Annotated in this window: 13 protein-coding genes; 8 read left to right on the top strand and 5 right to left on the bottom strand. The window is 49.5% G+C overall.

The features are described from left to right. The first annotated feature begins 10 nt into the window (after nucleotides 1–10). The 7 genes from ACI5FR_RS07715 (at nucleotide 11) to ACI5FR_RS07745 (ending at nucleotide 7,950) form a co-directional block, all read left to right on the top strand. The gene (locus ACI5FR_RS07715; RefSeq protein ID WP_405452575.1) at nucleotides 11–1,123 is read left to right on the top strand and encodes an aminotransferase class V-fold PLP-dependent enzyme; all 1,113 of its coding nucleotides are present in this window, start codon (nucleotides 11–13) and stop codon (nucleotides 1,121–1,123) included. A gap of 31 nt (nucleotides 1,124–1,154) precedes the next feature. Further along, a complete protein-coding gene (locus ACI5FR_RS07720) occupies nucleotides 1,155–3,098 on the top strand; it encodes an alpha/beta hydrolase (RefSeq protein WP_405452578.1) in 1,944 nt (647 codons plus the stop codon). A gap of 160 nt (nucleotides 3,099–3,258) precedes the next feature. Then, nucleotides 3,259–4,740, top strand: coding sequence for a sensor histidine kinase (locus ACI5FR_RS07725; protein WP_405452581.1), 1,482 nt, complete (start codon nucleotides 3,259–3,261; stop codon nucleotides 4,738–4,740). Next, entirely contained in the window at nucleotides 4,737–5,426 is a 690-nt protein-coding gene (locus ACI5FR_RS07730) for a response regulator transcription factor (RefSeq protein ID WP_405452584.1), read from the top strand. Before ACI5FR_RS07725 ends, ACI5FR_RS07730 begins: the two co-directional genes overlap by 4 nt. Before the next feature lie 173 nt (nucleotides 5,427–5,599). After that, the gene (locus ACI5FR_RS07735; protein WP_405452587.1) at nucleotides 5,600–6,289 is read left to right on the top strand and encodes a hypothetical protein; all 690 of its coding nucleotides are present in this window, start codon (nucleotides 5,600–5,602) and stop codon (nucleotides 6,287–6,289) included. A 115-nt stretch (nucleotides 6,290–6,404) separates the two neighbouring features. Continuing rightward, a complete protein-coding gene (locus ACI5FR_RS07740; protein WP_405452590.1) occupies nucleotides 6,405–7,337 on the top strand; it encodes a metallophosphoesterase family protein in 933 nt (310 codons plus the stop codon). A gap of 187 nt (nucleotides 7,338–7,524) precedes the next feature. Continuing rightward, entirely contained in the window at nucleotides 7,525–7,950 is a 426-nt protein-coding gene (locus ACI5FR_RS07745; protein WP_405452593.1) for an NUDIX domain-containing protein, read from the top strand. An 82-nt stretch (nucleotides 7,951–8,032) separates the two neighbouring features. On the opposite strand, the gene ACI5FR_RS07750 is transcribed toward ACI5FR_RS07745, so the two are convergent. Next, nucleotides 8,033–8,227, bottom strand: a complete 195-nt coding sequence (locus ACI5FR_RS07750; protein WP_405452596.1) for a DUF2188 domain-containing protein — start codon at nucleotides 8,225–8,227, stop codon at nucleotides 8,033–8,035. Nucleotides 8,228–8,575: 348 nt separating this feature from the next. Between ACI5FR_RS07750 and ACI5FR_RS07755 the strand changes: the two genes are divergently transcribed. Continuing rightward, nucleotides 8,576–9,376 carry an alpha/beta hydrolase family protein gene (locus ACI5FR_RS07755; RefSeq protein ID WP_405452971.1) on the top strand — a complete coding sequence of 267 codons (801 nt, stop codon included), beginning with the start codon at nucleotides 8,576–8,578 and terminating at the stop codon, nucleotides 9,374–9,376. Nucleotides 9,377–9,540: 164 nt separating this feature from the next. Here the strand turns inward: ACI5FR_RS07755 and ACI5FR_RS07760 are convergent, their stop codons facing one another. The 4 genes from ACI5FR_RS07760 to ACI5FR_RS07775 form a co-directional block, all read right to left on the bottom strand. Then, nucleotides 9,541–9,945: a hypothetical protein gene (locus ACI5FR_RS07760; protein WP_405452599.1), complete on the bottom strand. Its 405-nt coding sequence runs from the start codon at nucleotides 9,943–9,945 to the stop codon at nucleotides 9,541–9,543. 22 nt (nucleotides 9,946–9,967) lie between these two features. After that, complete coding sequence (locus ACI5FR_RS07765; protein WP_405452602.1) at nucleotides 9,968–11,203, bottom strand: cation:proton antiporter; 1,236 nt, start codon at nucleotides 11,201–11,203, stop codon at nucleotides 9,968–9,970. A gap of 3 nt (nucleotides 11,204–11,206) precedes the next feature. Further along, on the bottom strand, nucleotides 11,207–11,704 hold the full coding sequence (locus ACI5FR_RS07770; RefSeq protein WP_405452605.1) for a cation:proton antiporter regulatory subunit: 498 nt from the start codon (nucleotides 11,702–11,704) through the stop codon (nucleotides 11,207–11,209). A 143-nt stretch (nucleotides 11,705–11,847) separates the two neighbouring features. Next, nucleotides 11,848–12,213 (bottom strand): hypothetical protein, encoded by a 366-nt coding sequence (locus ACI5FR_RS07775; protein WP_405452608.1) that lies wholly within the window; start codon nucleotides 12,211–12,213, stop codon nucleotides 11,848–11,850. Between the last annotated feature and the right edge of the window lie 90 nt (nucleotides 12,214–12,303).

Here is a 12,303-nt window from a genome sequence, read left to right on the forward strand (position 1 = left end):
GCCTTAGGCCATGGATGTTTACGAATCGCTTGGCATTAAGAAAATTATTAACGGTTGGGGTACCGTAACGATGATCGGCGGTTCGTTGATGGACCCTGAGGTAGTAAAAGCTATGAGTGAAGCCGCTCGCTCCTATGTGGACATCCGCATCCTCCATAAGAAGGCCGGCGATAAAATAGCGGAGCTGTTAGGCTGTGAAGCTTGCAGCATCACATCCGGGGCAGCGGCGGGAATGGCGATCTCTGCAGCGGCTTGCATGACCAAGGGAGATGCGTCGAGGGTGTTGCAATTGCCCGACACCACGGGCATGCCGAATGAGGTCCTGATGCTCAAATCCCATAGAATTCTGTACGACCAGGCGCTCTCGTTAACCGGTGCGAAGATTATAGAAATCGGGGTCACTTCCGCGGCCAATCTCAGGCAGATTGAAACGGCGGTATCCGAGAAGACCGCATGCTTCTTCTATGTAGCGGAAGCTGAACGAATGCGAGGCTCCATTCCGCTTCCGCTAATCGCAGAAGTACTCCGCAAATTCAAAATTCCTATTGTGGTGGATGCGGCGGCCGAGCTGCCGCCTAAGGCCAACATAACCAAATATTTGGATCAAGGTGCGGATCTGGCGATCTTCAGCGGGGGAAAAGAATTGAGAGGCCCTCAATCCTCGGGTCTAATCGTAGGGAAGAGGGAGTGGATCGAATCCTGCGAGGCCAACAATTACCCTTATTACAGCATCGGACGTAGTATGAAGCTCGATAAAGAAACGATTGTCGGGCTCGTAAAAGCCGTGGAGCTTTTCGTGAAGAAGGACTACGAGATTCAGATGGAAGCTTGGAATACGATGGTTGCGGAAATGATCGCTTCCTTATCCGTTCTACCAGGGTTACTCGTACGCCGGGGTTTTCCGACTGAGCCTGGCGTACAGCCCACTATCATCCCTAGAGTATATATAACCCCGTCCTCTCTTAGTGCGAGAGAGCTTCAGGCTCGACTAGCCCGCATGGATCCGGCGGTTTACATTGATGTACAGGGGGAGGAGGCCGTCGTGAATCCCCAATGCTTGGAACAAGATCAAATTCCTATAGTTATTGATTCTATACGAAATGTAATGAAGTCCCCGTTGTAACAAATTTATGCCGATGAGAGGAGTAGGGGGCATGGAGATCAAGGACTTGGAGCAATACAGCGGAATCTATGATTTCAAAGACCAGTTGAAGCGGTTGATCTATGAACGCTCCGCCCGTTCGTTCGATGCGGGTGATTTGGCGCGTGATGCTTTGACGTCTCCTGAGATGGTGGAACAGCGGCAAGCCTATATCCGCAGTCAATTTATTAATGGAATTGGCGGACTTCCTTCCACGGAGGATTCCGTTCATGCGGAAGTTGTGGGTACCTTACACTTTGACGGGTATAGGATCGAAAAGATTGTGTTCGATTCCCGGCCGGGTACGAAAGTCTCTTCGAATCTGTACATTCCCGATGATGTCGACTCTCCGTGCGGCGCCGTACTGTTTCTCTGCGGGCACTTCGAGCAGGCCAAGCATCATGAGGAATATCAGACCGTCTGCCAGTATCTGGTCAGGGCCGGATTGGTCGTACTAGCCATCGACCCGATCGGCCAAGGAGAAAGACTCAGTTACTATGAGCCAGGCATAGACGATCCGGTCATTCGATGGGGAACGACGGAGCACGACTATGTAGGGTGTCAATGCTTGCCGATTGGCGATTGCTTGGCTAGATATTTCGTACACGACGCCATGAGGGCCGTTGATTATTTGTGTACGCGTCCGGAAGTAGATCCCGCCCGGATCGGGGTAACGGGAAACTCCGGAGGCGGGTTGCAAACGTCCATGATGATGATGTGCGATCCCCGCATTGCCGCCGCGGCCCCCGCGACCTTCATCATGAACCGGAGAACCTATATGTACGCCGGCGGGGCTCAAGACGCGGAACAAATATGGCCAGGGTTCACGGCGGTCGGTTTGGATCATGAGGATCTTTTATTAGCCATGACGCCTAAGCCCGTTTTGGTGCTCGCCGTAAAATATGATTTCTTTCCGATCGAGGGGACGCGAGAAACGGTTGCCAGAACGAGACGGTTTTGGGAAATGTACGACAAAGGGGATCACCTCGAATATGTAGAGGACACATCCACGCACAAGTATACCAAACAGCTGGCTCGCGCTGCGGCCGAGTTCTTCTCTAAGCATTTGCTTGGTCGGGCTGTCTCTCCCAGCGACGAATCGATCCGTACAGTAGAACCTTCCCTGTTATGGTGCACCAAGTCCGGCCAACTGCAAAAGGAATATCAAGCAAGGACCGTCCACCATGAAAACGTGGATCGTGTCATCACCCGTGAGAAGGAGAGGGCTGCCCGTTCAAATGAGGAGAGAAGGTCACTGGCTCTCGACTGGCTGAGAGAACGTGTATTCGCGACTCGGACCAAATGCGAATTAAATCCGCGATTGGATATGCAAAAAGGGTTGATTGATAATCTCGCGGTTTACAATGCGATCTGGTGGTCTCAACCTGGGATATTCAACCACGCTTACCTGTTCCGGGACGTACGATATGAAGCGGAGAGGCTGCCTGTGACGATTGCCGTTTGGGACGGAGGAACATACGGCATTCGGGAACATATCGATTGGATTCGATCGACATGTGACGCTGGCAGAACCGTAATGGTGCTGGACGTTTCCGGTTCTGGATTGCTGACGCCCCATACACTCAACCAACGCGACCCTTTGGAGTTCTACGAGATTTTACATAAGTTGACTTGCGATCTATACTGGCTAGGCGATAGCTTAGCCGCCCTTCGCACCTTCGATGTGCTTCGTGCGATCGATGTGCTGGAGGAACTGCCCGATCTCGATACGTCCTCCATCTGCTTGTACGGCTACGGGCGACACGGGATGTATACGCTGCTTGCCTCGGCTCTTGATGATCGGATCGGAGACTTAGATTGGAACAAGTCAATTGCGAGCATCGGGGACTGGGTGAAATCCAAATACTATAATGCCAGTGACATTTCCAGTCTGATCATCCCCGGCATGCTGCACTACTTCGACCTTGCAGATTTGAGAGAGTGGGGCAGGGAGTGAAGCCAAACCCGTTCGATACGAAAGACCGGCATATAATACATGAATCACCCCAATAGGGGTGATTTTCATTTCTACTCTCACAATCGTACCTTCCCAAGGCCTAGACAGCAGGTTAATATTTGATTATATTGGAAAACTATGTTTTGCGAGGAGATATCGCATGTCCATCCGACTCCGATTATTGCTTTCTTACATTGCTATGATATTAATCCCTCTGGTTATTTTTGTGCTGTTCTCAGCTTTGCTCTTCACCATATTTTTCAAAGATATTAAAGGGCTTGGGGAAAATTCCAGCGGCGACGGCAGCAAAACCTGGTATCAATCGGTAAGGGATACATTCGATAAAAGGAACGAGCTGATGACCGGACTTAAATTTATTGCAGAAAATGACCCCGATCGTTTGGCCGATCATGGGTTTTTAACAAAAATCGACGAACCGTTAACTCGGCTGCGAGCAGGCTTCGTTGTCGTGACCGCTGATCATGTAACCTATGCTTCCTCGTTGGTGGATAGCGTTGATCTTTATGAGAAGCTACAGCAATTGGAAACAAACCGATCAGGTCAGAAGTTGAACAATGAATTTATGGTGGATCAACGTGATTTCATATTCAGCTCTCATCAGTCCGGGACCCTAATCTTATTGACGGACTCTACTCAGTTTATTGTTTTTGTTGAACGATTTTTTCCCGCTGTTGTTTTGTCTCTGCTGGTTGCCATCGGCCTTACGAACGGCTTGTTAACCTACCTCGTTTCGCGGCGCATTATCAAGCCCTTATATGCATTGAAACGAGCTGCCGAACATATTCAACAAGGAGATCTCGATCATGAGTTGGAAGTGAAGAGCAAGGATGAAATTGGAGAACTGGGCGCCGCGTTCGAAGAAATGAGAGGAAGATTGAAAGAATCGATCATGATCCAGCTTCAATACGAAGAAAACCGCAAAGAGCTTATTTCGAATATTTCTCATGATTTGAAAACGCCAATTACCGGTATTAAAGCCTGCGTGGAAGGGATTTTCGACGGGATTGCCAACACGGACGAAATGCGCGCCGACTATTTGAAGATGATCTATAAAAAAGCGACTGATATGGACCATCTCATTGAAGAGTTGTTTTTATTCTCAAAGCTAGATCTCAAGCGTGTACCGTTTCATATGGTAAGCTTCGATCTATGGGATTATTTGAGAGACTTCGTCGATGAGCTTCGGCTGGACCCTCGGCTGCAAGGAATCTCGATAAGCTTCCCATTCGAAGATGGTGATCCGGTCCAGGTCATAGCCGACAAAGAGAAGCTGTACAGAGTCCTTATGAATATCGTGGACAATAGCCTTAAGCATATGGACAAGGAACCTAAGCAAATGGGAATCGAACTTTCCGTCGGAACAGAGGACGTGACCGTCAGCTTGTGTGATAATGGAGCAGGGATTGAACAAGAAGCGCTTCCTCATATTTTTGACCGTTTTTATCGGGGGGAACGTTCCAGAAGCACGGCAACCGGCAGCAGCGGGTTGGGACTTGCGATCGTGAAGCAAATCGTGGAAGCCCATAGCGGGAAAGTATGGGCATCGAGCGAAATTGGGGAAGGGACTTGTATTTCCTTCACATTGCGAAAAAAAGCCGGATCGGATGGTGAACGGGAGTGAAACGGATCTTAATCATTGAGGATGAAGAGGTCATCGCCAAAGTGGTCAAAAATTATTTGGACGCTAATGGTTTTGCTGTCGATATCGCACAAAGTGGTGACGTTGGCTTGCAAAGAGCGATGGATGAAGATTACGACTTGCTCATTCTGGACCTGATGCTGCCCAAAAAGGACGGGTTTGAAATATGCAAGCGAGTCCGCGAGTCCAAAAACATTCCAATCTTAATTGTTTCCGCCAAAAAAGAAGAAATCAACAAAATCCACGGTCTGGGGCTCGGTGCGGACGATTACATCATTAAACCGTTCAGTGTAGGCGAGCTCGTCGCACGGGTCAAGGCTCATCTGGCACGTTACGAACGATTGACGGAAACGCAGGTGCTAAAAAAAGACGAGCTCCGCATCAGGGGAATCCACATCGACAAACGATCCCGAAAAGTGTTCGTGAATGAAAAGGAAGTCGCGTTTACATCCAAGGAATACGATCTTCTTCTTTTTTTCGTGCAAAACCCCAATCATGTATTTACAAAGGATGAATTGTTCGAGAAAATATGGGGCTGGGACTCGCTTGGGGATAGTGCCACCGTTACCGTACATATTAGAAAGCTTCGTGAAAAGATCGAAACGGATCCCGCAAAACCGCAATATATCGAAACAATTTGGGGCGTCGGATACCGGCTTAATGTATAACAACCGAACCGTGAAAATCAAGATTTCCTTGACTTTCACGGTTCTTCATTTTTCGGATAACAAATTTATACTTTTTTAAGAATTGATTTAGAGATGGTTTATAGACGGAACTTATGATAAAGCTCGAAAGCATATTCTATCATGAATAGTGAGAGCGAAGGGAGAACAACGAATTGAAAACCTTGACTCAAGATTGGAGATTTCATCGGATCGCCGCATTCTGTTTGATGCTCGGAAGTGTGTTTGTGTTGATTTTCAGGGGTATGCATGGGGACCTTCCGGCTGGGGATGCCCATGCCGCCATGCAGTTCATTTCTAACCATTCTTTTTATAAAGGTGTCCACCTGGGTGATGTGATCGGCGTCATGATTACCGTACTTGGCTTCGTCTCTTTCTCAAGCACGCTAACGAATAGAAATGCGAAAATCATTGGCTGGCTAAGTGTCGCTATCATCGTCTTGGGGGCAGCCGTGCACATCGTGGAATTCTCGATTGACGGCCACGCCGGTGAGACACTTGCTCACAGCTGGAAGCACGCCTCCTTATCGGAACAGGCATCAATTGAGCATTCCGCAGGCACCGTGTTCATTGCTCTTCATGGTCCGGCACTTGTTTCGATTAGTATGGTTTGGGCGCTGTCCGTTGTTTTACTGGCGTGGGCTATCAGGCATGAAAATTACCCCGCTTGGTTAAGTTGGGCAGGTTGGATTGGGGGTGCCTTGACCTTCCTCTTATGTATGACACAGTATCTCATTCAAGATTTTATTCCCGGCTTTCTGATTTTCGGTATCCTGGTGTTTCTATTACAACTATGGAACATTTCTCTGGGGATTACCGTTTTGCGAAGAATTCGACGATCTTAGAACCGCGATGATCTCTTAATTTTTTACTCCCGGATCTACCAACAGTCTGAACTTTGAATTAAGATGGATTTATTAACAGTCTCGAAGAGGCGGTAAAAGAATAACGGAGGCGCCTATGACCGCGAAAACTGCAATCCGATTCGGCATCATGGCCGATATTCATCAAGATTTCTCATACCGGGCGGAGGAGCGCCTCGAAACGTTCATTTCACATATGAACCGGTCCCAGGTGGATTTCATCGTGCAGCTAGGCGACTTTTGCTTCCCGGTGCCGGAGAACGAGCCCTTTTTGGAGATATGGAACCGGTTTGGCGGTTCCAAGTACCACGTGCTGGGCAATCATGACATGGATCGCAATGACAAGCAAACGGTCATGAATTATTGGGGGATGGAGCGAAGCCACTATTCTTTCGATTGCGGCGCGTATCACTTCGTCGTGCTGGACCCTAATTTTTTGCTGCTCGACGGTGTGTATCAGGATTATGCCTTCGGCAATTACCATCAGCATCGGGATGCGATCAACCACTTATCGCCCGAGCAGCTAGAGTGGTTGGAGCGAGATTTGGCTTCGACCGACAAGACGACGATTGTGTTCAGCCATCAAAATTTGGAGTCGCCCTACAACGATTTCAATTACGGTATTCAGAATTCGGAAGCGTTCCGAGCCGTATTGCGTGGAGCGAAGAAAATCGACGGGACCCGAAAGGTTATCGCTTGCATGAATGGGCACAACCATTTGGACGGGGTGAAGGTGATCGACGATACGTATTACATCCATATCAACAGCATGTCTTACTTCTACATGGGGCGCGATTACAAGCGGGTGCGTTATTCGGAAGAGGTATCGGAGCGATATCCGATCTTGGCGGTGTCTGCGCCTTACCGCGACCCGCTCTATGCGATCGTGACCCTAGAGCCGGGATGCTTGCGAATCGAAGGGCGAGAGACAGCATTCGTAGGACCTTCGCCGCTCGAGTGCGGCCATAAGAACTCGTCGGGAGGGCATCCGGTAACGTCCGTTATTTCCGACCGGACTCTGAAATATTGACAGGTTTAATCAGGGGGCTTTGTGGGCGACCGAGAGGTCGACTACGGGCCCTTTTTTGTCGCGAAGGATCCCCAACCACGTAACGATTCATTTCTATGGAACGGCATGGAAGGAATATGGGTTACTATTAGGGAACTCTAATGTAATTAGGTAGTGAAGCTACTTCTTTTGTTTAGGGGGCAAGTGCATGGAGAATGAAATGGTTTATAAAGTTACAGCCTATATAATCAGGTATAAAAACCACAAGAAGCAGTTGCTAGTCTTTAAGGAACAAGGGTTTGAACACCTTGGACTCCAGGTGCCAGGCGGGACCGTTGAAAAAAATGAAAACTTCTCGGATGCTCTTAGGAGGGAGGTTCTAGAAGAGGCGGGTATCACCGAATTAATTAACATTACTTTACTTGGTGATTTTACTTATTTTTCCGAGAATCGCACGGATAATGTCAAACGTTTTTATTATCAGATGGAAGCAAATTGTCCAGAAACGTTTACCCATATCGTGCAGAGTAATGACGAAGATAATGGATGGATTTATAACTATTTTTGGTGGGATTTAGATGAGAATGTGTCGCTATTTGGTCATTTAGGAGTTCATTTAGACAAAGTTAAGTAGAAAGGGCATTGCGTCATGGTTGGATACGAAAGTTATTGCCCATTACGAACAGACTGCCGAAGTTATCGGCAGCCTGCTCACGTCAGCGATCTTTCTTGCGGATTTGTTTATCGTGATCTTCTCCCCATTCTTTGGCTTTCGCCGTCGCAATAGCAATGGCTCGGCCTTCCTCGTAACCTTTCTCCAGCAGCTCGTTTCCGATTTCAATCGCCTTGTTGCGGATCGGAGCCATAAAGTTTTTCAACGATTGCGGGTAATCTTTTTTAGTCCACGGCATTGGAATCCCTCCCTTACTTATCACTTAGCCACCGACTGGCTCATTTAAACAGGTTGTAAAGTACCGAGGTAAAGTGAAGTCGTTAACTCTTCTAGAAGATTTGGAGTTTTACAGTAGTCATTCAGTCAAAAATGAAGGAGGGGATTGCTCTGATAGGAAGAATGATAAAAGTATTTGAACCTCAAATTATTGTGAGTATATACTTCCCAGCAATAAAAGGCACGTATATTCCGGATTTTTTGGACTTCTGTAATCCTTGTCAAACGGAGGCTGCTTCAGTACTAGACGGGATGGGTGTCAAAGCAGACAATCTCCGGGGAATAAGCAAAATGTTTCGTCAGTGGATCCATTGACAACACCGGTGATTCCTATCCTGTCCTCTTAATGTCTCCCGGTTTCGGCGTCGAGCGGGACATGTACTTGAAAATAATCGAAAGACTTGTGAATCAACGATACTGCGTAGTAACGATCGGTGCTCCGTATGAATCCATTTTCACGGTTTACCCTGACGGTCAGTTTATCCGACAAAGATCTGAGTACTCCAGCTTAGCCGGTAATGATTATATAGGGTGGCAGAAGTTACTTGACGACCGCTCCCAAGCTATTACTAAAGTGTTAGAGCATTTAGATACGTTTAATCGTACAGACAGTAGTTTTAAAGGTTTGTTAAACTTCAATAACATTGCAGCAATTGGTCATTCTTTGGGAGGTGCAGCTGTTTTTGAAGTTCTGAAAAAAATTAGTAACATCCGGGCAGCTGTCTTGTTGGATCCAAGCTTGCATCTGATTAAGACAGATGGGATTGAAATTACGACTCCTTCCCTTAGACAAGAAGCTTCCACGTATGAGGCGATGGTTGCAGGAATGAATAAACAAATTGCAAGTGATTATATCCAGGGTCAACGGTATGTGGCGGAAGTAATAAAGAACTTGCAAATCTATCGTGTGTCTGGGGCCCATCACATGTCATTCTCCGATGTACCTGTGCATTACGGGGATGTTCAAGCGATCCCAATTTATGACGCTATTGGAAACTGCATAACACATTTTTTGGATGAAGCGTTTAATAACAACCAGTCCGACTTGCAGTATAGCAGCGTCGATGGAGTTATTGCCATTAGCGGTGAAGGTCACACAATTACGCGATGATGAAAGAATGAAACGAAATGAATCCTACACTAACATACACAGTGAGAAGGTCATCGGTCATACGCCGATGGGGGCCGTGGATACACGTTTGAAGCTCTGTTCGAGCACATGAGGAAGCGGCTGTCGGATCATTCGACAGCCGCGTCAGTAATTCCCAGACCGAGCTAGTGTTTTTGCCAGATGTTACTCAGTTCATTGCCGTACTTCGAGACGTCGGCCAGTTGCTCATCGGCATGCCGCCTGCCTCCAGGTCTTAGATCCTGGAAGCTCCCACATGGTCCGATCGGGAGCACATCGACCACTGCCAGCGGGTCCGTATGTCGGATCCGATCGGTCCATTCCATCACCTCGAGCCGGTAGAGGATCACTTCCAGTGCATGCAACCCCTGCAATTGGGAGGTGGAGTCCTTGGCGATCCACTGAACACTTGTGCATTTCCTTGCCTGCAATACGGCCGCGACCGCTTCCGGTTGGGCCGTATGAATGCGCAGCCGACGCTTCCAATGAGAGTCCTGGAATCCGCTGGCCGACTTCAACAAAAACCATACCGATCCGCCTTCCTTCATCATGTCGCTTCCTCCTCTAATGGGGTCAATCCCGAGAAGCCGCCCGCTCCGTTCCTTGCTTCGCAGCGCTCCGGCCCATCCAGCCCAAGATCCGGGACATTCCGTTATAAATGTGTTTCGTTTCCTTCGTCAGCAAGGGGCCAATCACCGCCAGGAGGAGCACGTAAAGGGCCGCGAACGGCTGCACGATGGGGAGCAGCCCGCCGGCTTTGGCGACATTGGCCATGATGATCGAGAATTCACCCCGCGCCACGATCGTCAGTCCGATATTGACCGATGCTTTGGGAGACAGTCCCGCGCTCCGGCCGGCCCACATCCCGGCCGCGAAATTGCCTATTAATGTCACAACTACAGCGGCCAATGACAGCCAAACCGCACCGCCGAGGGAGAGCGGATCGATCGTCAGCCCGAAGCTGAAGAAGAAGATCGCGCCGAAAAAGTCGCGAAAGGGCAGGATGAGATGTTCGATCCGTTTCATATGCTCCGTCTCCGCCAAGACAAGGCCCACGAGCAGGGCACCGATCGCCTCGGCGACGTGGATCGTCTCCGAGAAGCCGGCGACGATGAACAAGAGAGAGAAGATGACGAGTAGGAACACCTCATTGGACCGGATGTTAAGCAGTCGGTTGAGCAAGGGGACCGCCCGCCGCCCGACGATCAAAACGAGCAGCATGAAGCCGAGAGCGATCAAGGCGGAGAGCGCGATTCCGCCCAGCGATGTCGAACCGCTCAGCACGAGCCCGGACACGATCGAGATGTAGATCGCGAGGAACACGTCCTCGAACATGATGATGCCAAGAATCATCTCGGTCTCAGGATTCGCCGTCCGCTTCAAGTCGACTAGCACCTTGGCCACAATTGCGCTCGAGGAAATGGTCGTGATGCCGGCCACCACCAGCATCTCAAGCAGCGGCAGGCCGGCCGCATACGCGAACAGCAGACCAAGGGTGAAATTAATCAGAATATAGATGGTGCCGCCGACTGCGATCGAGCGTCCCGACTTCACGAGCCGCCCGACCGAGAATTCCAGGCCTAGGTAGAACAGCAGGAACAGCACCCCGATTCGGCCTAAAAATTCGATCAAGGGCGCGCTGGAGATGAATCGAAAGTCGAGATGCCACCATTCGAAGGAATGAGGGCCAACCGCCATCCCTACGAGGATATAGAACGGGATGACCGAGAATCGCAGCTTCGCTGACAACAATCCCGCTAGCGCGATCAGCGCGACCGCCAATCCGATTTCAAACACTATATAGTCCATAGTTCACTCACATCCATTCTTGAGGATGGACTTGAACAGCTTCTGCTGCCTCCTCTCGCCGGCCACAACGAGCGTACAATCCGCCGTCAGAGCCACTTCCGGGCCGGGATTGATGTGCCGTGCCGCGTTGTGCTTCTCGATCAGAGCGATGATCGTTACCCCGCAGCGCTGCCGTACGTTCAATTCGCCGATCGTGCGGCCGACGCACCCCGAATCCGGGTCGACTCGATACCATTCGAGGATGAGCTCGTCGAGCGCCATCTCCATCGTTTCCAGCGCTTTGGGCTTATAGGTCATCCCGCCGAGAATACCAGCCACGAGACGCGCCTCATCGTCGTCTAGGGTGACCATCGACAGGCTTTCTTCCGCTACAGCGGAGTCGAAATGGTAGCATTCCCGGCGGCCGTCGTCATGGACGACCAACACGAGTTTACTGCCGTCTCTCGCGATCAGTTGAAATTTTTTTCCGATTCCCGGAAGATCGATTTCACGTATATTCATTAAGGTAGTTCCTCCTTAAGATGAGCCTTTTGGGCATCAACAAATAAGCCTTAGTTCATCGTTTTTTTGAACAAGGGTTAGGGGTGAGGCGGCAAAGGTTAAAGGTAACAGAGGGTGGAAGAGCAGAATGATTCACAGAGGGGTTAAACGTATTGGGAGTTGAACACGATCGTGGTTAAAAAAGTTATCCGCGCCATTAGGCGGGCAATGAGAGGATGCAGGACAAAGGGGACAGCGGGCTGCACACGGCGGGTGGCCAGCAGCAGGGAAGCGAACAGAACCGACATAGCTGCGAGATAGGCCGGGAACCGAATGGTATCGGCAGAGGACGCGATCTTGCGAACCGTCGACTTGTGGCTCAAAAACTCCATGCCTTGAACGACCGTGGCGGTGCGTCCGGATTCGGCGACGTTCCCTTCGATGCTCGGCGTCGGCGTGGCGAAGAGCATCATCACGGCAGCAATAATGAGCGCAAATAAACGATTCGAAGAGAAATGACGAGTCATCATCCGTATTCACCTCCTTTTCGCTCGAATTTAACTGAATTATACCATAAAATGCGCGATTTTTGAACGTGTATCGAAAAGTTACCAATGTTC

The organism is Paenibacillus sp. HJGM_3, from assembly GCF_045062745.1.
In the GTDB taxonomy this organism is placed as follows: Bacteria; Bacillota; Bacilli; order Paenibacillales; family NBRC-103111; genus Paenibacillus_AA.